This window comes from Kitasatospora sp. NPDC088779 (assembly GCF_040685395.1).
Classification (GTDB): domain Bacteria; phylum Actinomycetota; class Actinomycetes; order Streptomycetales; family Streptomycetaceae; genus Kitasatospora.
On sequence record NZ_JBFBHW010000008.1, the window covers coordinates 197,303 to 217,190 of the forward strand.

The following is a 19,888-nucleotide window of genomic DNA, read 5'->3' on the forward strand; positions in this document are numbered from 1 at the left end:
TCGGCTTACCTCCTGGGCGTGTTTGGGGCCTCTCCGGGGAATCGCGGGGGTCCTAGGGGGCCGCTGACGCCTGGGTCGGCCCCGGACCACGCTAGGTGCTGCGCCCCGTCCCCGCCCGTCGGGCCCGGGCCGCTGTCTTCCACGCGGGTGCCCCCGCCCGGGTGGACGGGGGCACCCGCGGCCGTTTCAGGGCACGGGCTCAGCGGTGGCTCGGGAACTGCACCACCTGCTGGTAGGTCGGACGGTTCTGCCAGGTGGTCTTGTCGTCCGTGACACCGCCGAGCGGGCGCTGGATGATCGTGTCGGCGCACCACTGGTCGCCGACGGAGCAGTCCGCGTCGCCCGGGTAGACCTGGGCCGGGGTCTGGGCGGCCGCCCGCTTCAGGGTGTCCAGCAGCACGCCCCGGCAGGCCGCCAGATCGCCCCCGCCGCAGTACGGGCGGGCCAGCGGGCCGGCCACCTGGTCTCCCAGGACGGACCGCAGGTCCTTGTCCAGGTAGCTCCACCAGCCGTACTGGAAGGCCGAACCCTTGTGCGGGATCGCCTCGTTGGCGCTCACCGGGCCGCCGCTGCCGGGACCGGTCTGGCCGCCGGAGGGTGACTCGTTGATCTGCAGGGCGCCGGTCAGGGCCGTGAACAGCTGGTCCCCGAGGCCGGGCCGCATGACGCCCTCCGCGACCAGCGGCCACCAGGCGTCCAGGACGCGGATCGCGGCGGCGTCCGCGTAGCCGTGGCTGCCGGGCGACGTCTCCTTCCGCTGGGCGCCGTCCGCCAGCCAGGCCTCCAACTGCTGGAGCGCGGTGGCGGCGGCCGGATCGGTGACGGGGGCGCTGCGCAGCACCCGGATCAGGTCCGGCAGGACGTCCTCGGCGCGCAGGTCGGCCAGGGCGGCGCTCGCCATGGCCTGGGTGAGCGAGACCCGGCTCGCCTTGCCGCCGTTGCGCAGCAGCGCCTTGACCCGGTCGTCGAGCAGGTTGCCGCGGTGCACCGAGCCGTTGCCGAACCCGGCCGAGGTGAAGCCGTCGGCCTGCTTGTTGTTCCAGGAGATGTAGTAGTCCTGGTTGACGGACTGCGGGTGCTCGGCCGCCGGGGTGTACCGGGCGGTGTTGGTCGCGGGGTCGAAGTCGGCCCACTCGTAGGCCGGTTCGGCGCGCAGCGGCAGGCCGGCGTCGACCCCGGGGGCGCGCACCGGGTTGCTGCCGGAGTTGTAGTACGCGATGTCGCGGGAGTCGGCGTAGAACCAGTTGAAGGTGTAGTTGATGTCCTGCGCCGCCTGCTGGAAGCTCGCGGCGTCGTGCACCGCGCCCGGGTCGTTGAGCTCCTGGAAGCCGATGATGGAGTCCGCCTCGTGCCGGTAGGTGGAGCGCAGCGAGGTGAAGGCCACGGGGGCGCCGCCGACCGTGCCGCGGGCGGTCACCAGGCCGTACCTGCTGCGGTACATGACCAGGGTGTAGGAGCCGGCGGCGGTGGAGTCGGCGGTGGTCGGGTTCCAGGTGTTCTTGCGTTCCAGCCGGTCGAAGGGGACGCACTGGCCGTGCCAGAGGTAGGAGTCGGCGGCGGTGGTGGCCGGGGAGCCGTCGGTGGTGCAGAGCGGGACGGCGTAGGTGTCGGTGATGTCCTGCCCGGCGGAGGTGGCGCTCCAGGCGTAGTCCTGGCCGCGGCCTAGCTGCACGTAGAAGCTCAGGCCGGCGAAGGCCGCGCCGCGCGCGCTGATGCCGGGGCCCTGGATCTCCTCCAGCATCAGCAGCTGCGGGGCGAAGTAGCCGGTCTGCGGGCCGAACACGGCGACCGGGTGGCCGTCGTCGGTGTGGGCGCCGGAGACCAGCAGGGCGTTGGACATGCCGTGCTTGGCGGTGAGCAGGCTGCCGGGCAGCACGCCAGGGGCGGCCGTCCTCGCGGCGCCGGCGCCCGTGCCGGTGGCGTCGTAGATCATCCGCTCGGGCACCACCGAGCCGGGGTCGGGCAGTGCCTCGCCCTGCGGGGCGTCGGGGACCGGGGCGTAGGGGAAGCGCTGGCCGTCGTGCAGGGTCTGGACGGCCTCCGGGTCGTCGGCCTCGCGCAGCGACTTCCAGACCGCGTCCCCGGCGTCCTTGCCGTAGCGGGCCTCGGCGGCCGACTTGACCTGGGCGGAGGCGAGTTCACCGCCGCCGCCGGAGCCGAACAGGGCGCCGACCACGGAGGCCAGGGCGACCAGGTCGGTCAGCTTGAACGGTTCGATCGACCCGGCGTTGGTGATCGGGTCGATGTGCCCGGTCAGGTCGTACTCGCCGGGGAAGGTGCGGGCGTTGTAGGACTCCTTGGCGTACTGGTTGATGCCGTCGAGGTAGGCGTTCGCGTCGGTGAGGGCCTGGGCGGCCCGGCCGCCGCGGGCCGCCAGGGCGTCGATCTGCTGTTGCAGTTCCGCCTCGGTGTACGGCGCGGCCTGCCAGAAGCTCTGCTCCAGCTGGCGGTTGGCGGCGGCGCCGCCGGCGAAGCCGGACAGCTGGCCGCGGCCCACGTGTCGGAACAGGTCCATCACCCACAGCCGGTCCTGGGCGGCGGCGTAGCCCGCGCCGTACTCGGTGCCGTAGCGGGTGGTGCCGGTGATGTGCGGGACGCCGGTGGCCTTGTCGCGGACGATGGTGACGTCGGCGCGCGGGCTGATGGTGCTGGCCACCTGGTCGGCGGGGACGCCGAAGGAGGCGTCGTTGAAGAAGTCGCGCAGCTTGGCCTCGGTCAGGCCCGGGTAGCCGGAGGCGAGGGCGGCGTACGGGCCGAGCTGGTCGTCGGTGTGGGCGGGGCGGCTGCCGAACATCCGGTTGAGCAGGATCTCGGCGAGCGTGGCGTTGCCGTTCTCGCCGGGCGGCAGGATGTCCCGGCAGTGGCCGCCGCAGTAGTCGGCCGCGGTGGCGGTCGGGGCGGCGGGGGCGGCGGCGGTGGGGGTGGTGGTCAGGGCGGCGGTGACGAGCAGGGCCGACGCGACGGCGGCGGCCGGGAAGCGCAGGGGGTGGGGGCGTAGGCGCAAGGGGAGCTCCTCCGTCGAAGCCACGGGAGCTCGACGGTAGGGGCGTTACTGACCGGTTGGCTAGTGGCGTGCATGCCATTTTCGGTGGGGCGCGGCCGGGTTGGTGATCCGTCCGGGCCGTCTACCGCCCGGTGGCGAGGCGGGTGGCGAGGTGGGCGGCGGCGGTGGCGGGGTCGGTGCGGGGGAGGCGGGGGTGGAGGTCGGCGAGGAGGTGGTGGAGGCGCTCGCGGATCGGGCCGGGGGCGGTGGCCACCGAGCCGGTGAGGACCAGGGGTTCGGTGGGGGCGGCGGTGGCGCGGGCGAGGGCGGCCAGGTGGTCGGCGGCGGTGTCGGCGATGGCGCGGGCGGCCGGGTCGCCCTGCGCGGCGAGCCGGGAGACCAGCGGGGCGAGGGTGGCGAGCCGGCGGGGCGGGCCGGCGTAGGCCCAGCGGAGCAGGGCGTCGGGGGAGTCGGCGGCGCAGCGGGCGCGGATGGCGGTGCCGAGCGGGCCGGCCGGGTCGGCGTGGGCGTGGCGCAGGGCCTCGCGGCCGAGCCAGAAGCCGCCGCCCTCGTCGCCGAGCAGCCAGCCGAGCCCGCCGGTGTGCGCGAGCGTGCGGGCACCGGCGAGCCGGACGCAGATCGCGCCCGTGCCCGCGATCAGGACGGTGCCGTGGCCGTCGGTGACGCCGCCGGAGGCCAGGGCCGGGACGGTGTCGGGGACGAGTCGTACCGGGTGGCGCAGGCCGAGGGCGGCCCGGCAGCGCTCGGCGAACGCGTCCGGGTCCGGTAGGGAGCGGTACCCGGCGAGGCCGATCAGGCAGGCGGCGATGCGGTCCGGGCCGCGGGTGTCGAGGGCGGCCGTGACCGCCGCCGCCAGCCGGTCGAGCGCCGGCTCCGGGCCCTCTCCGGCGGGGTTGGCGCCGGGGCTCTCGCCGCGGCCCCGGACGGCGCCCGCGGCGTCCAGGAGGACGGCGCGGGTGTGGCTGCCGCCGGCGTCGACGCCGAGGTGGAGGGTGGTCATCGGGCGGCTCCGGTGCGGGCTCGGCGGGTGGCCGGGGTGGTGGTGAGCGGCATCAGGTCGGCGGCCGGCAGGGCGCCGCGGACCTGCGCGAGCGGCTGCCGCCGGCCCTCGGGGCTCCGGAGGGGGCGCCCGTGGGCCGATCGGTCCTCAGCGTAGAGGGATCGCGGCGGAAGGGTGGGCGGTCGTCGCCGTGACGGCCGCGTGCGCGGCCGTGACCAGTGCGGGGAGGTGCTGCTCCTCGGTGAGCCAGGCCAGGTGCCCGTCGGGCCGGACCAGGGCGGCGGTGACGCCGAGCCAGGCGGGCCGCGACGCGGCGAGCGGCGCGCTGTGTACCGTCACGCCCGGGCTGGTGGCGTGGGCGAGGGCGGCGAACTCGGTGCCGGCCCGGCCGGTGAGGTCGAGCAGGACGTGGCGGCCCGGGCGCAGCAGCGTGAACAGGCCGGTGCCGTCCGCGGGCCCGGCGGGCCTCAGGTCGGGCGCCCGGGAGCCGGTCAGCGGGTGCGCCCCGCCGGCGGGGTCGGCCGGGTAGGCGGTCGTGAGGCCGGCCGCGCGACCGGCCAGTTCGTCCGAGAACTCGTCGACGCCGGTGATGAGTTCGGCGAGCAGGCCGCGCAGGGCCAGTGTCGTCCGCGAGTGGTCGGTCATCAGCCCGGACTGGGCGTGGGTGGAGCGCAGCAGCTCCACGCCGACCGGGTGGCGCTCGGCGTGGTAGCTGTCGAGCAGGCCGTCGGGGGCGGCGCCGGTGATGGTGCGGGCGAGCTTCCAGCCGAGGTTGGCGGCGTCCTGCATGCCGACGTTGAGTCCGGGCCCGCCGGCCGGGAAGTGCGAGTGCGCGGCGTCGCCCGCCACCAGGACCCGCCCGTGCCGGTACCGGTCGGCCTGGCGGGAGGCGTTGCCGAAGGTCGAGATCCAGCCGGCCTCGCGCATCCCGAAGTCCGTCCCGGTGATCCCGCGGACCTTGGCGCGCAGCTGCTCGAAGGTCAGCGGGCCGGGCTTGGTGTGGACGGTCGCCGTGTCGTTGCCGACCACCCGGTGCACCCCGCCGGGCAGCGGGAAGACCATCACGGTGCCCTGCTCGTTGGAGACGGAGCGCCAGTGCGGTGGTGCGTCGAGCACGGCGTCCGCCATCCAGGCCCAGGCGGTGGCCGGGGTGCCGGGGAAGCCGATGCCCGCCGCCTCGCGCACGGTGCTGCGGGTGCCGTCGCAGCCGACCAGGTAGGCGGTGCGCAGCCGGTGGGGGCCGTCCGGGCCGTGGACGTGGACGGTGACCGCGTCGTCGCCTTGGTCCAGCCCGGTGACGCGGTGTCCGCGCAGCAGCCGGGCGCCGGTCGAGCGGAGGTGTTCGGCCAGCAGTGCCTCGGTGCGCACCTGGGGGAGTGCGAGCGTGAACGGGTACGGCGTGTCCAGCCGGCTGAAGTCCAACCGGGGCGGCAGTGCGGCGAAGTGCCCGCCGGGGATTCGGACGCCCTCGGCGAGGAAGGGCTCCACCAGGCCGCGGCAGGCCAGCAGTTCCAGGGTGCGCGGGTGCACGGTGGTGGCCCGCGAGTGCGGGTCGGGTTCGGTGCGGCTCTCCAGCACGGTGACCTCGATGCCCTGCAGCCGGAGTTCGGCGGCGAGCCAGAGCCCGACCGGGCCCCCGCCGGCGATGACGACCTGTTCCATGACTCATCCCTCTCTTGGTCGGTGACCAATGACTTGCTCCAGTAGACTAGGTCAGTGACCAAGAAGCAAGCCCCGGACGCCCCCCGGACCCGACTCGACTCCGACACGGTGGTCCGCGCCGCCCTCGACCTGCTGGACGACAAGGGCGCCGCCGCCGTCTCCGTGCGCGGCGTCGCCGAACGGCTCGGCGTCCGGATGAACACCGTGCTCTGGCACGCCAAGACCAAAGGCCGCCTGCTGGAACTCATGGCGGACGCGATCGTCGGTGAGATCCCGCTCGACGACCTGCCCGCGCCCTGGCGCGAACGGGCCCGCGAGCTCGCCCACCGCTACCGCCGGTGCCTGCTGGCCCACCGCGACGGCGCGGTCATCGTCGCCGGCACCTACGCCGCCGAGCCCGGCACCCTGCGCTTCACCGACGCCATGATCGCCGCGCTCCTCGACGGCGGACTGGACGAGCGCCACGCGTCCTGGGTGTTCTGGACCATCCAGTACCTGACCCTCGGCCTGGCCCAGGAGGAGCAGGCCCTGGCCGCCCAGGACGGCGTGCACACCCTCGGCCCGGCCATCGCCGGCGGCGACTACCCGGCGCTCGCCCGGGTCGCCCCGCACCTGGAGGACGCCGCCTTCACCGAGCGCTTCGAGTTCGGCCTCTCCCGGATCCTCTCCCCGTCCGGCCCCACCGCCCCCTGAATTCCCAGCAGCCGCCCCTCGTTGCCCCGGCCGCTCCACACGCCCCCCCTCGGGACCGCCTTTACCGGTGCTCGGCGAGCGGCGGGTGGGACGGCCGATCGGCCCTGTGGCGGCAGGTATTCCACCGATCGGCGGCGATTTTCGGCCCTCCTCCCGCACCGGGCGATCCCGGCCGCGCCGCCCCGCCGGATCGGCCCCCGCCGTTCCCCGGCCCGGGAACCCGCTGGGCAGGCGCGAGATCACCGTTTGTGAGGCTTGCCTAACCTGCTCCCCGCCGCGACCGGAGGGCGCTGTCCGCTTCCCGGTGTTGGCCGGATCGGGCGGCACGCGGACTTCTTGACAGGCGGGAGCCCGTACGCCGAAGCTCATCGCAGTTGGCGAATTTCTCACCGAACTCCCGCTCCGCTTCGGCCTCTTCACGAGGCGTTTTTCTCAGCAGTGGCTTCGTCATGAGGGAAAGTGAGATCCGCTTGACGTTCGTGACCGCGGAAACCCGCGCGGAACCGGCCCGCCCGGTGAAAGCGAGACATCGGGACAGTGGCGTTCCGGACCACGGGCGGATGTACGGGCGGGCCGATGTCGAATTCCACACCACAGTGCGGGAATTCGGGTTTCCTGACCGCGCCGCCCCGGCGCGCCCCGTCCCGGCGTGCCCCGCGCACGTGACCGCACCTCCTCCGGCGACGGCCTGATCCGGAGGGCCCCGCCCGGCGCGGACGACCGCACCGGGCCGCCCGCCCCTGCCCGTCCGCCCCTGCCCGTCCGGGACCGACCCGTCGCCGCCGTACCACCACCGCCGCACCACCGCCTCCGTACCACCGTGTCCGTACCACCGCACGGAAGGAACAGCCATGTCGCAGAACACCTGGGACAAGGAACCGCGCCCCGCCAGGCTGGAGGAACGCCTGGACGACGGCGTGGTCCGATGTCATCTCAGCCCCCGGAACTGCCGGATCCGCCCCGGCCAGCACGGATTCTGCATGGTCCGGGCCAACCGGGACGGCCGCCTGGTGACCCTGAACTACGGGCGCTCGGTCCACGCCACCGAGGAGACCATCGAGACCGAGGCGGTGTTCCACTACGCGCCCGGCGCCCGGATCCTCTCGATGGGGAACGTCGGCTGCATGCTCAACTGCGACTACTGCCACAACTGGAAGACGTCGCAGGCGCGCCACGTGGAGGACAAGGACGTCTACCACTACACGCCCGAGGAGGTCGTGGACATCGCCGTCCGGCACGGCGTGAAGGTGATCTCCTGGACCTACAACGACCCGGTGGTGTGGCACGAGTTCGTGGTGGAGACGGCCGCCCTCGCCAAGGCGGCGGGAATCGTCAACCTCTACAAGTCCGCGTTCTTCATCAGCGGCGAGGCGATCGAGGAACTGATCCCGGTGATCGACATCTTCTCGGTGTCGATCAAGTCCCTGGACCCGAAGTACTACCGGAAGATCACCAAGGGCTGGCTGGAACCGGTCCTGGAGGGCACCGAGCAGGTGTTCCGGGCCGGGAAGCACGTCGAGGTCTCCACGCTGATGGTCACCGACCTCAGCGACGACGAGGCGACCGCCCGGGACATGGCGAGGTTCGTCGGCGAGCGGCTCAGCCCGGACGTGCCCACGCACTTCGTGCGCTTCCACCCGGACTACAAGATGACCAACACCATCCGCACCCCCGTCGACCGGCTGGAACGGGCCCGCAAGGTCGCCATGGACATGGGGCTCAACCACGTCTACCTGGGGAACGTGTACGACACGGAGTCGACCAACACCTGGTGCCACCGGTGCGGGCAGCTCCAGATCACCCGCTACGGCCTGAACGCCGACCTGGTCGGCCTGGACGCGGCCGGCGCCTGCATCGGCTGCGGCGCCCGCTCGCCGATCGTCCTGCTGCCCGACGCCCGCCCGCGCGCCCGGGTGCCGGAACTCCCCGCCGCCGAGGGCCTGGACCTGGCCCGCTTCGACTGGCACGGCGACGTCCGCGCCCTGCACGTCCAGGTGCGCAACACCTCCGCCGCGCCGGTTCGGGCCTACCACCGCCGCTACGGCGACCCGGCCGCGGAGCAGGGCTGGCAGGTCATCGACCTGGCCCCGCAGGAGAGCTTCCGGTACATCGCGGCCAAGAGCACGGCGGGCGAGGTCGGCGTCCAGGTGGCCGTACCTCCGCAGTGCACCTCCAGCCTCCACCAGGTCTTCGACCGCGCGCACTTCCCGACCGTGGAGGCCTCCGCCGGAACGCTGAACGAGGACGTCTCGCCGCTGCCGCTCTTCCAGCCCCGCGCCAGGTCATGACCGGGCCCGCGAGCGCGACGGAGCAGGCGGGTCCGATGCGGCACGGGACCGACTACCGCGTCCTGCCGTTCAGCGACGACCTGTCGGCCGTCCTCATCACCGGGAGCCACCGGCTGCTGCTCGCCCCGGCGGACACCGCCGAGCGGCTGGCCTCCGGCGTCGACCACCTGCGGCTGGACGAGCGGCGGGCGTGGGAGCGGTTGCAGGCCGGCGCCGCCACCGGCCGGGAGGCCAACCGCATCCGGCTCCGGGAGAGCGCGCTGTCCGACGGCGCCGACTTCGCGGTCAACGTCAACCTGACGAACGTGTGCAACCTCGCCTGCACGTACTGCTTCGCCGAGGGCGGGGACTACGGCCGGATCACCGAGGCGATGGGCGAGCACTCGATCGCCTGGATCTTCGACTTCATCCACCGTTACGCCGCGCCCGGGCAGCGGGTCCGCTTCGAGTTCTTCGGCGGGGAGCCGCTGGCGAACTTCACGGTGATCCGCAAGATCTGCGAACGCGCCCGCGACCTCGCCGGGCGCTCGGGCACCGAGTTCGTCCACCGGATCTCGACCAACCTCACCCTGATGCCCCAGGGCGTCGAGGAGCTGTTCCGCGACCACCGGTTCATCGTCTCGGTCTCGATCGACGGCGGCCGCGAGGTCCAGGACGCCAACCGCCCGTCCAAGAACGGGAAGGGCTCCTACGACCGGATCATCCGCAACCTGTTCCGGCTGCGCGAGGCGTGCGGCGACGACGTCACCCTGGTGGCCCGGATGACCATCGCGACGGCGCAGCCCAGCCTCACCGAGAGCGTGCTCGACCTGTGGGGGCTCGACCTCTTCGACTACTTCCAGATCTATCCGGGCGTCTACCCGGTGGAGCAGGGCACGACGGTGCCGATCGCCCTCACGCTGGGGGACCGGAAGCTGTCCGAACCGAAGGGCATCCAGTACATCAACCACTTCCTCCAGCCCGGCATCGTGGAGCAGTTCAAGGACTTCCTGGTCCACTACCCGCAGCTGTTCGCCCCCGACAACCGGTTCAAGGGCGTGCTGGAGTACGAGCGGGCCGTGCAGATGGTCACCGAGGGCGCGGCGGCGCTGGCGTTCTGCTCGGGCGGCCGGACGTACTACACGCACTCCCCGGACGGCAGCGTCAGCCCCTGCCACCGCCTGGTCGGCGACCAGGGCTTCGACGTGGGCACCGGGGCCGAGGGCCTCACCCGGGACCACCCCGAGTGGCGGCGCACCGTCGACGAGCACCGGGTGTGCGGGTCCTGCTGGGCCCGCTACCTGTGCGGCGGGGGCTGCCGGCAGGAGAACCACGTGGCCTCGGGCGACGTGAACGTCCTCAACACCGAGTCCTGCCAGTACCAGTTGATGCTCGCGGAGGAGGTCGTCAAGATGCTGGCCCGCTCCGCCGCCGACTACCGCGAGCGGTCGCGGGCGCGCTACGACGACCTCTTCGTCTCGTGCGGGCGCCCGGTGGTCCCCAACGACCGGCCGGACCTCGACGCGTCCGCCGACGTCCGTCCGTTCCAGGTCCTCTGCTGACGGCCTCCGCCCCCGGACCCGTCCACCACCACGCCAGGCCGGCCCCGACGAAGGAGCGACAGCAGATGGCCGAGAAGATCATCCGACGGAACATCCACACGTACCCGTTCAAATACCGGCACCACGAGTACGACGAGTACTTCCGCCCCGAGAACGCGGTGCTCTACCTGCACGTCCCGTTCTGCATCACCAAGTGCGGATTCTGCGACTACACCGTCTACATCAACCGGAACGAGCAGCACTTCGCCCAGTACGTCGACGTGCTCGAACGCGAGATCCGCGCCTTCGCCGCCAATCGGGCCTTCCCCGCGTTCCGGGTCGACGCGGTGTATTTCGGCGGCGGTACGCCGGGCATCCTCACCGGCGACCAGACGGCCCGGCTGCTGGACGCCTGCCGGGAATCGTTCGAATTCAACGAGGGCGCGGAGATCGGCCTGGAATTCGACCCCTCGACGGTCGACGAGGCCAAGATCGCGCGCATGCGGGAGGCCGGATTCACCCGGCTCAGCGTCGGGGTCCAGGCCTTCGACGACCGGCTGCTGGAGATCTGCAACCGCTCGCACGACCTCGCCACCGCCGAGCGCGCCTTCCGCACCGTCGTCGACGGCGGCTTCACGCACACCAACATCGACCTGATCTTCCCGCTGCCCGGCCAGTCCGTGGACGACTGGAAGCGCAGCGTCGACCGGGCCATCGAACTCGAACCGGCCTGCATCACGGCCTACGGCCTGGAGATCTGGCCCAAGACGGCGTTCCACTCGCTCATCACGTCCGGGAAGATGGCGCTCCCCTCGGCGCAGGACGAGCGCCGGATGTACGAGTACGCCATCGACGCGCTGGAGGCGGCGGGCTTCGCCCGACGCAGCTCGACCGGGTACTACCACCCCGACCGCTGCGCCGACTACTCGCGCTTCCTGGAGTACTACTGGCGGACCTGGCCGATGATCGGATTCGGCGTCTCGTCGAAGAGCGTGATCCACGACCGGCTGTTCGTCAACGTCAAGCCGCTCAAGAAGTACTACGAGATGGTTGGAAGTGGTCAAATCCCGCTGGATTTCGCCACGTACCTCACCAAGGAACAGGAAATGCGCCGCGTCATGATCCGCGGCCTCAAGATGTGCGAGGTCAACCGGCCGGACTTCCACGACCGGTTCGGCGTCACCATGGAGGCCGTCTTCGGGGCGGAGATCGAGCAGCTCGTCGACAAGGGATGGCTGGAGGAACGGGGCACGGACGTGTATGCGCTGACCAGGCTCGGTCAGTTGTTGTCGACCAATGTGTACGAGCTGTTCTACGCGCCGGAAGATCTCAGTCCCGCCGAAGGGGATGAGGTACGGTTCGGCATATCGGAGCTCGTCGAGTGACCTGATCGGCGGGTGTTGTGACGAGGGGCAGAGCGAATTGTCGCGCACGTGCTCGCACCAGGCCTTCCGCCGGGCCTTGAGCCGGGACTTCCACCGGGGCTTTCGCGGGGACTCCCGTGGGGACTTCCGCCCGGACTTCCACCGGACCGGAATGATCGCGGTGACCTGCGGGGGACCGCGGTGAACATCCTCCCCGCGTGGTTCGCCGGGCTCAGCCTCGGCTTCCTGGTCGCCCTGCCCCTCGGCCCCATCGGCCTGCTGTGCGTGCGCAGCGTCCTGCGCGACGGCTTCCCGACCGGCTGGGCGATCGGCCTGGGCGCGGCCCTGGTGGACATCGCCTACGCCGGCCTGGGCCTCGCCGGGGTCGGCAGGCTGCTGGACGTCCCCGCGCTGCGCACGGCCCTGGGGCTGGCCGGGGCCGCCGTGCTGGTGTACATCGGCGCGCGCTCGCTGCGCTCCGCCTTCCGGGTCCAGGCGGCCACCGAGGACGAGCGGAACCCCGAACTGGTCCGCCCGCTGGCGGCGTTCCGCACGGCGCTGGCGGCCACCGCCTCCAACCCGGCGACGATCGGCTACTGGGCCGCCGCCTTCGCCGCGGCCACGGCGGCGAACGTCACCGGGACGCTGCCCGCCTCGGTGTCCATGCTGGTCGGCGTCGGCTGCGGCACGCTCCTGTGGTTCACCCTGCTGAGCACGGGCGTGGTGGTGTTCCGCCGGCGCTTCAGCGCCCGGCTGCTGAAGGGCGTCGACCTGGTCGCCGGGATCGGGGTCATCCTCTTCGGCGGCTTCCTGGCCTACCAGTCGCTCGCCTGAACCGGCCGCGGTGACGGCGTCGGGCGGCGGCTGACCGAGGCCCTTCGCCGAACTCCCAGCCGTTTGGCGGGAGTTCGGCGGCGGGCCCCGGCTTCCGAACAGCCCGGTGTCCGCGCCGCCGCCCGCCTCCGCGCCTCGGGGACGGCAGCGGGCCGGACGCCCGTCCCCCTGGAGGAACCGATGGCGTCCCACCGTCCCCCTGGCGTCGATCCGAACGGAAAACCTTGGCGGCTGGGGGAGTTACTTCCCAGGGCGCTGGTGTACCTGGCCGGCTGCGTGGTCTTCTCGACGGGCGCCCACTTCTTCATCCAGTCCGATCTGGGCACCGACCCGCTCGACGTCTTCTCGCTGGGCGTGCTCAAGCACCTGCCGCTCACCATCGGCCTGTGCCAGGCGGCCGTCGCGGTGGTGTGCATCGGCGCGTGGGCGGCGTGGAACCGCAAGCGCCCGGTGGTCTCGCCCTTCGTGACCTTCTTCCTGTGCGGCAGCCTGATCGACCTCTTCCAATGGCTGCGGCCTGCCGCCTGGTTGGGGCTGAGCAGCTACCCGCTGATGCTGCTCGGCGCGCTGCTGTGCGCCTACGCCTCGGCGCTGATCATCATGAGCGGCTTCGGCATCCGGGCCATCGACTTGCTGGCGATCACCATCCGGCACCGCTGGACCTGGCCGTTCTGGTGCGCGAAGGGGCTGATCGAAGGGGTGCTGCTGCTCTGCGGCTGGCTGCTGGGAGGCCCGGTGGGCATCGGCACGGTGGCCTTCCTGGTCTTCGTGGACCTGCTCATCGAGCCCTTCGTCCGGTTCAACCGGCGCTTCCTCGACATTCCGGACCACGGCTTCGCGGTCGCCCTGGCCGTGCCCTGACCGGCGCCGGTCCGTCCGCTCCGGCGGCGGTCCGGCCCGCTCCGGCGTCGGCCGGTGGCGGACCGGCTGCCGGAGTACCGTGGAAGGGGTCGAGGCACCGCCGCCGTCGGCGGTTGCCGCAGGTGTCCTCGACCCGTGGCGAGCCCGGCGGCCCGGGCCTTTCGGAGGCGGTGGTGGCCGGTGACCGTCCACGGTGCAGGTGCGGCGGACGTGGTGCGACGTGGTGCGACGCGGGGACCGGAGGCGCCGGTGGCGCGAGAGAGCATGCCCGCGGTCGACGACTCCCGGCAGAGCCCGGTCGGAGCCGTCGGCAAGGTGACGGTGCCCATTCCGGCGGGCGGCCCGGGCGAGGTCCTGGTCGCCCTCCGGGGTGGTTCGGAGGTGTTCGCGGCCTGGTGCTCGGAGCCGGTCGGCCGGGACGTCCGGGTGGTCGTGGTGGACGCGATCTCGGCCCGCTCGGTGATCGTCGAGCTGCTGCCGCCCTAACCGCGGTTTCGGATCCCAGCTGGTCAGGTGGTCGGTCATGTTCTTCTGGCACGTTCCCGCACCCAACGAGGCGATGCTCATCTCCGGGTCCAAGCACCAGGCGCAGGACACCCAGTTCCGCATCGTCACCGGGCACGGCAGCCTCGTCCTGCCGGTCAAGCAGAAGGTCCGCATGCTCTCCCTGGCCCTGCGGGAGGCGGAGATCGCCGAGGACTGCGTGACCCAGCAGGGGATCCGGCTCACCGTGCGCGCGGTCTGCGTGTTCAAGGTCGGCGACGACGCCGTGTCGATCGCCAACGCGGCCCGCCGCTTCCTCTCGGAACAGGACCAGATGGAGGAGCTCGTCGGCCGGATCTTCGCCGGCCACCTGCGCTCGATCATCGGCGGGCTGACCGTCGAGCAGATCATCCGGGAGCGCAGCCGGGTCGCCCAGGAGGTGATGGCGGGCAGCCACGGCGAGATGGAGAAGCTCGGCATCGTGGTCGACGCGCTGCAGATCCAGGAGATCGAGGACTCGACCGGGTACATCGACAACCTGGCCGCGCCGCACGCGGCGGCGGTCGCCAGCCAGGCCCGGATCGCCCAGGCCAAGGCGGACCAGGAGGCCACCGAGCGGGAGCAGCAGGCGGCCGCGCTGAAGGCCGAGTACGAGCGGAACACCGCGATCAAACGGGCCGGGTTCCTCGCCGAGACCGAGCAGTCCAGGGCCCGGGCCGCCCAGGCCGGGCCGCTCGCCGAGGCCCGGGCCTCCCAGGACGTCATCGAGGAGCAGACCTCGCTCGCCCAACGCCGGGCCGCGCTGGCCGCCCAGCAACTGGAGGCCGAGGTGCGGCGCCCGGCGGACGCCGAGGCCTACCGGCAGCGGACGCTGGCCGAGGCCGCCCGTGACCGGGTGAAGTTCGAGGCGGACGGCAGCGCCTACAGCGAGCGGGCGCTCGCCCAGGCGCAGGCGGACGCCAACACCGCCCGGGCCGACTCCCTGCGCGGCGGCAACCAGGAGCTCATCGCGGCCAACCGGATCGTGGAGAACCTGCCGGCCCTCGCCGACGCGGCGGCCCGTGGCATGTCGGGAGCGGAGCTCACCGTCCTCAACGGCAGCGACGGGGTCAACCAGATGGCGGCGGGCATCGTCAGCCAGGGCCTCGCCATCCTGCACTCGCTCCAGCACTCGACCGGCCCGTTCGGCGACGGCAAGTCCAAGCCCCGCTTCCCGGAACGGACCTGAGGCGCGCCGGGGCCTGCGGGCCGGGGCGTCAACGGGCGGCGACGAGGCCGTCCACCAGGGCCCGCAGGCCGTCCAGGTAGGTGTCGTCGGTGGTCAGCGCGGCCCAGCGGTCCGCGACCTGTGCGAGGCGGGGGAGTTCGTCCGGGTCGAGGCCGCCGAACACCTGCTCCCGGTAGGTGGCGCGCTCGTCGTCCGCGCGCCGCCGGGCCGCCGCCGCCCGGACCACCAGCTCGCCGGCGGTGTAGTACCAGATCGTGCGGTACCCCTGTACGGCGCGTTCCGGTGTGAGGCCGCACGCGGTGAGGCCGTCGACGATCTGCTCGACGAACCACAGCGCGGACGCGGACATCAGGTCGTCGGCGGTCAGCACCTCGACGATCCAGGGGCAGCCGGCCAGCGCCTCGTGGATCGCGGCGGCGGACCCGACGACGCGGTCGCGCGGGTCGGCGGGCAGCTCGGGCCGGCGCAGTGTCCGCGCCGCGTAGTCGTCCAGCAGCAGGACGAGCAGTTCCTCCTTGTCGCGCACGTGGTGGTAGAGCGCCATCGGCGTACTGCCGACCTCGGAGGCGAGGCGGCGCATGGTCAGCCGGTCCACGCCCTCCTCGGTCACGATCCGGCGGGCCGCCTCGACGACCTGCTCACGGGAGATGCGGGGCGGTCGGCCCGAGGTCCTGCGCGGTGCGGTCGGCATGGGTCCATCATTCCCCAGGGGTCGACAGCGGCGGTCGTGCGGGGTTAGTTTTCTTACGCGTATAGAAATTGCTGACCGGAAGGAACGCCACCATGACGCCCACCGTCGTCGACCTGTTCGCCTCGGCCCTGCACTTCCACCCCGACGGCGAAGTCCGAGCCGCCGGGCGGCAGATGGCCGGCGGCGCGCCGGGCACCTGGCACCTCGGCGCCTTCCACGTGGAGACCGACGCCGACGTCCACGCCGACCACTGGGAGATGCACCCGGAGGCCGACGAGGCGGTGTGCTGCCTCACCGGCGGCGCGCGGCTCCACCTCCGCCCCGCGGACGGGGACGGGCGCGGCGCGGGGGGAGGCGCCGACGAGATGGTGCCGCTGCCCGCCGGCAGCGCCGTGGTCGTCCCCCGGGGCCGCTGGCACCGCCTCGAACTCGACGGCCCCAGCGACCTGATGTCGCTCACCCTGCGCCACGGCACCCGGCTCGAAAAGCGCACCGACACCCCCTGACCGCGGGCGCGGCCCGGTGGCACCGCCGCCGGGCCGGTCAGGACTCCCCGCTCCACGACCGCCAGAGCGCCGCGTACCGCCCGCCGGCGGCGACCAGCTCGTCGTGGGTGCCCAGCTCGACGATGCGGCCCGCCTCCATGACGGCGACCCGGTCCGCGTCGTGCGCGGTCTGGAGCCGGTGGGCGATGGAGATGACCGTGCGGTCGGAGCGCACGGCCGCCATCGCCCGCTCCGCCTGCCGGGCCGTGGTCGGGTCGAGCAGGGAGGTCGCCTCGTCCAGGATCAGGGTGTGCGGATCGGCCAGCTGGACCCGGGCTAGGGTGAGCTGCTGGGCCTGCGCGGCGCCGAGTTCGGTCCCGCCGGTGCCCAGGAGCGAGTCCAGCCCGTCCGGGAGGTCGCGCACCCAGTCCGCCTCCACCAGGGCGAGCGCGGCCAGGACCGCCGCGTCCTCGGCGTCCGGGGCGGCCAGCGTCATGTTCTCCCGGAGCGTCCCCATGAAGACGTGGTGCTGCTGGGTGATGAGGACGACGCGGTTGCCCAGCTCGCCCGCCGCGGCGAGGTCCGCGACCGGCACGCCGCCGACCAGGATCCGCCCCGCGTCCGGGGCGTCGACGCCGGCGAGCAGCTTGCCGAGGGTCGACTTGCCGGCGCCGGACGGGCCGACCACGGCCAGCCGCTCGCCCGGCCGGACCACCAGGTCGACGTCCGTCAGCACGTCGTGCGAGCCGGTGTAGGAGTACCGCACGCCGATGGCCTCGATCCGGTCGTCGGCGGGGCGCGGGCCGGTGGCCGGCGGCTCCTGCGACACCAGGCCGACGCCCTTGATGCGGGCGAACGACGCACCGCTGCTCTGCAGTTGCTCGACCCAGTTGAGCGCCCGGTCCAGCGGGTCGACGAGCTGCCACATGTAGAGGCCGCCCGCCACCACCGCGCCCAGCGTCACCGAGCCGTGGAGGTAGCCGAGGCCGCCCACCAGCAGGATGAGGGCCGTCGGCAGCGCGTGCGCGAACTCGGTGACCGGGAACAGCACGGTCCGCAGGAACAGGGTGCGCACCCGGGCCCGGTAGGCGGTGTCGACGGCCCGGTCGACCACGCCGTCCTGGCGCGCCCCGACCCCGTACGCCTCGATGGTCCGGGCGCCGTGGGCGGTGGAGTCGAGGACCTCGGTGACCCCGCCCGCCGCGGCCCCCTCGGCGAGGTAGGCCTCCCGGGCCCGGGACAGGTACCAGCGGCTCACCGCCCAGACGATCGGCAGGCCCACCAGGGCGCAGAGCCCGATCAGCGGGTCGAGCAGGAACGTCGCGGTGAGGATGACCAGCACCTGGACGACGGCGATGAAGACGTCCGGGGCCGCGTTGCGCAGGGTGGCGGCCACGGTGCCCACGTCCAGCGAGGAGCGGGTCACCAGGTCGCCGGCGCCGACCCGTTCCGCGTACCGCCCGGGCAGCGCGAGCGTCCGCTCGACGACCTCCTCGCGGAGCCGGGCCAGGGCGCGTTCGCCGAACCGGTGGGAGAGGTGGCGGGCGTAGCGGGTGAGCACCAGCTGGGCGAGGGCGAACCCCAGGACCGCCGCGGCGAAGCCGTCCACCTGGCCGACCGTCAGCTCGCCGTTCTCGACCCGGGTGACGATGCGGCCCAGCAGCCACGGCCCGGCGACGCCCGCGAGGGCGGCGAGGCAGGTGAGGGCGACGATCGCGCCCATCGCCCGGCCGTCGTCCGCCAGCAGGCGCCAACTGGCCCGGCGCACCGTCGTGGTGTCGGCGACCGGGAGGCGGTGGGGGGCGTGGCGGTCGTCGGGGCCGTCGGGGCCGTCGGGGTCGCTCATCGGGCCAGTCCTTCCTCGGTGTCCGCGGCGACGCTCCGCGGGTGGTCGTCGGTCGTGACGCTCGCGGGGCGGTCGGCGCCTGCCGGGATGGTCCGCGGGCGGTCGTCGGTCGCGGCGCCCGCCGGGCGGGCGCCGGTGCTGCCGCGGAACACCAGCGCCGCGTAGCCGGGGTCGCGGGCCAGCAGCTCGCCGTGGGTGCCGGTGGCCCGGACCTTGCCGTCCACCAGGTGGACCACCTCGTCGGCGCGGCCGAGTACCAGGGGGGAGGTGCTGACGACCAGGGTGGTCCGGCCGCCGCGTACGGCGCCGATCCGGGCCGCCACAGCCGCCTCGGTGAGCGCGTCCAGCGCCGAGGTGGGCTCGACCAGCAGCAGTATCTCGGGATCGGCCAGCAGCGCGCGGGCCAGCCGCAGCCGTTGGCGCTGCCCGCCCGAGACGTTGCCGGCGCGGTCGTCGAGCGGCGCGTCCAGGCCGCCCGGCAGGGCGTCGACGATGTCCTCGGCCGCGGCGGCGTGCAGGGCGCGCCGCAGTTCCTCCTCGATGCGGTCGCCGCGGATCGACACCGCGGAACGGAGCGTGCCGCCGAACAGGTACGCGTCGTCGTCCGACACCAGGACGTGGCGCCGCAGCTCGGCGGGTACCCAGTCGGACAGCCTGGTGTCGCCCCAGGTGGCGTCCGAGTCGGTGTAGCCGGCCAGTCGCTCGACGACGGCCCGGGCCTCCTCGGGCCGGGCGGCGGCCAGCGCGGTGAGCCGCCCGGGCCGCAGCAGCAGGCCGGAGTCGGGGTCGCTCAGCACCGCCGGCGCTTCCGGCGGGTCCGTCAGTGTCCGGCTGCGCGTCGAATCCGGCCGCAGCGCCAGGATGTCGGTGACCCGGCGGGCGGAGACCAGCCCGCGCGGCAGGTCGTCCGCGCCCTCGATGAAGGCGGAGACGGGCACCAGCAGGGCCGCCACGTAGCCGTAGACGGAGACGAGTTCACCGACCGTGATCGAACCGGCGGCCGCCATCCGGGCGCTGAGCCAGGTCACCACGGCCAGGAAGACCACCGGCAGGCAGGCGCCGAGCGCCTGCACCCAACTGGTGAACGAGGCCACCCGGTAGCCGAGCGGCACGAGGGCCTGCGAGCGCTCCCGGTAGCGCCGGGCGAACATCGGCTTGCCGCCGATGCCGTTCAGCACGCCCAGCCCGGCGACCAGGTCGCCGGCCAGGGCCGTCAGCGCCCCCTGCTGCTCGCGGTAGCTTCCCTCGGCGCCGTGCAGCTTCCCCAGCAACGGGCCGACGGTGAGGGCCAGCAGCGGCACCCCGAGGAGGATCACCGCCGCGAGCAGGACGGAGATCCGGACCAGCAGGACGGCGGTGGCGAGGTAGGCGATGACCGCGCCGACGCCGGGCCCGGTGATGGTCAGTGTCTGCGCGATCCGGCCGATGTCGCCGGCCTGGAGGTGGGTCAGCTCGCCGGCCGACACCTGGCGCGGCAGCGTCGTCCCCAGCCGGTTGACGTGCCGGGCGATGACCTGGACGGTGCGGTACGCGGCGTCCACCCGGATGAAGGTCATGGTGCGGTGCCGCAGGATCCCGAGGACGGCGATGAGCGCGCCGACCGCGAGGACGGCCGACACCCAGAAGACCAGCGCGCCGCTGTCGCGGGCCCGGAGGCCCTCGTCGATCGTCCTGGACATCAGGTAGGGCGGCAGCATCAGGGCGCACATCCACAGGCTGCCCCAGGTCGCGCCGAGCAGTACGCGGCCGCGCTGCCTGCGCACCAGCCACCAGAGGAAGCGCAGCGGACTCCGGTGGTCCGGCACCCCGGGATCGCGGTAGGGGACCCGGCGCGCACCCGCGGGCAGGTCCGGTCCGGCGCCGGTCATCCCGCCTGCCCTCGGACGGGCCCCCGAGCCGCGAACTGGTCCAGGATTCGCTGATGTCTCA

Annotated in this window: 15 protein-coding genes; 9 read left to right on the forward strand and 6 right to left on the reverse strand. The window is 73.4% G+C overall.

Going from position 1 to position 19,888, the window contains the following annotated elements:
• Window positions 1-199: 199 nt before the first annotated feature.
• The 3 genes from AB0P03_RS10285 to AB0P03_RS10295 form a co-directional block, all read right to left on the reverse strand.
• Entirely contained in the window at window positions 200-2,932 is a 2,733-nt protein-coding gene (locus AB0P03_RS10285; RefSeq protein WP_363628431.1) for a penicillin acylase family protein, read from the reverse strand.
• 193 nt (window positions 2,933-3,125) lie between these two features.
• Window positions 3,126-4,004, reverse strand: coding sequence for a BadF/BadG/BcrA/BcrD ATPase family protein (locus AB0P03_RS10290; RefSeq protein WP_363628395.1), 879 nt, complete (start codon window positions 4,002-4,004; stop codon window positions 3,126-3,128).
• Window positions 4,005-4,151: 147 nt separating this feature from the next.
• On the reverse strand, window positions 4,152-5,666 hold the full coding sequence (locus AB0P03_RS10295) for an FAD-dependent monooxygenase (protein WP_363628397.1): 1,515 nt from the start codon (window positions 5,664-5,666) through the stop codon (window positions 4,152-4,154).
• 54 nt (window positions 5,667-5,720) lie between these two features.
• On the opposite strand from AB0P03_RS10295, the gene AB0P03_RS10300 reads away from it, so the two are divergent.
• From AB0P03_RS10300 to AB0P03_RS10335, 8 genes are all read left to right on the forward strand, one after another.
• Window positions 5,721-6,359: a TetR/AcrR family transcriptional regulator C-terminal domain-containing protein gene (locus tag AB0P03_RS10300; protein WP_363628399.1), complete on the forward strand. Its 639-nt coding sequence runs from the start codon at window positions 5,721-5,723 to the stop codon at window positions 6,357-6,359.
• Window positions 6,360-7,210: 851 nt separating this feature from the next.
• The gene (gene amrS / locus AB0P03_RS10305; protein WP_363581846.1) at window positions 7,211-8,647 is read left to right on the forward strand and encodes an AmmeMemoRadiSam system radical SAM enzyme; all 1,437 of its coding nucleotides are present in this window, start codon (window positions 7,211-7,213) and stop codon (window positions 8,645-8,647) included.
• A 35-nt stretch (window positions 8,648-8,682) separates the two neighbouring features.
• Window positions 8,683-10,188, forward strand: a complete 1,506-nt coding sequence (locus AB0P03_RS10310; RefSeq protein WP_363581848.1) for a radical SAM protein — start codon at window positions 8,683-8,685, stop codon at window positions 10,186-10,188.
• Window positions 10,189-10,253: 65 nt separating this feature from the next.
• The gene (locus AB0P03_RS10315; RefSeq protein WP_363624702.1) at window positions 10,254-11,552 is read left to right on the forward strand and encodes a coproporphyrinogen-III oxidase family protein; all 1,299 of its coding nucleotides are present in this window, start codon (window positions 10,254-10,256) and stop codon (window positions 11,550-11,552) included.
• Between the two features lie 180 nt (window positions 11,553-11,732).
• On the forward strand, window positions 11,733-12,365 hold the full coding sequence (locus AB0P03_RS10320; RefSeq protein ID WP_363628400.1) for a LysE family transporter: 633 nt from the start codon (window positions 11,733-11,735) through the stop codon (window positions 12,363-12,365).
• 180 nt (window positions 12,366-12,545) lie between these two features.
• Window positions 12,546-13,226 (forward strand): hypothetical protein, encoded by a 681-nt coding sequence (locus AB0P03_RS10325; RefSeq protein WP_208869047.1) that lies wholly within the window; start codon window positions 12,546-12,548, stop codon window positions 13,224-13,226.
• A gap of 249 nt (window positions 13,227-13,475) precedes the next feature.
• On the forward strand, window positions 13,476-13,712 hold the full coding sequence (locus tag AB0P03_RS10330; protein WP_350880803.1) for a hypothetical protein: 237 nt from the start codon (window positions 13,476-13,478) through the stop codon (window positions 13,710-13,712).
• Between the two features lie 37 nt (window positions 13,713-13,749).
• Window positions 13,750-14,937 carry an SPFH domain-containing protein gene (locus AB0P03_RS10335; RefSeq protein ID WP_363581854.1) on the forward strand — a complete coding sequence of 396 codons (1,188 nt, stop codon included), beginning with the start codon at window positions 13,750-13,752 and terminating at the stop codon, window positions 14,935-14,937.
• 28 nt (window positions 14,938-14,965) lie between these two features.
• Here AB0P03_RS10335 and AB0P03_RS10340 read toward each other — a convergent pair whose 3' ends face one another.
• Window positions 14,966-15,628, reverse strand: coding sequence for a TetR/AcrR family transcriptional regulator (locus AB0P03_RS10340; protein WP_363624706.1), 663 nt, complete (start codon window positions 15,626-15,628; stop codon window positions 14,966-14,968).
• Window positions 15,629-15,720: 92 nt separating this feature from the next.
• Here AB0P03_RS10340 and AB0P03_RS10345 point away from each other — a divergent pair, with 92 nt between their 5' ends.
• Window positions 15,721-16,134, forward strand: coding sequence for a cupin (locus AB0P03_RS10345; RefSeq protein WP_363581858.1), 414 nt, complete (start codon window positions 15,721-15,723; stop codon window positions 16,132-16,134).
• A gap of 37 nt (window positions 16,135-16,171) precedes the next feature.
• On the opposite strand, the gene AB0P03_RS10350 is transcribed toward AB0P03_RS10345, so the two are convergent.
• Together AB0P03_RS10350 and AB0P03_RS10355 are read right to left on the reverse strand one after the other, a co-directional pair.
• Entirely contained in the window at window positions 16,172-17,959 is a 1,788-nt protein-coding gene (locus AB0P03_RS10350; protein ID WP_363628401.1) for an ABC transporter ATP-binding protein, read from the reverse strand.
• Window positions 17,956-19,827 carry an ABC transporter ATP-binding protein gene (locus AB0P03_RS10355; RefSeq protein ID WP_363628402.1) on the reverse strand — a complete coding sequence of 624 codons (1,872 nt, stop codon included), beginning with the start codon at window positions 19,825-19,827 and terminating at the stop codon, window positions 17,956-17,958. Before AB0P03_RS10355 ends, AB0P03_RS10350 begins: the two co-directional genes overlap by 4 nt.
• Window positions 19,828-19,888: the final 61 nt, after the last annotated feature.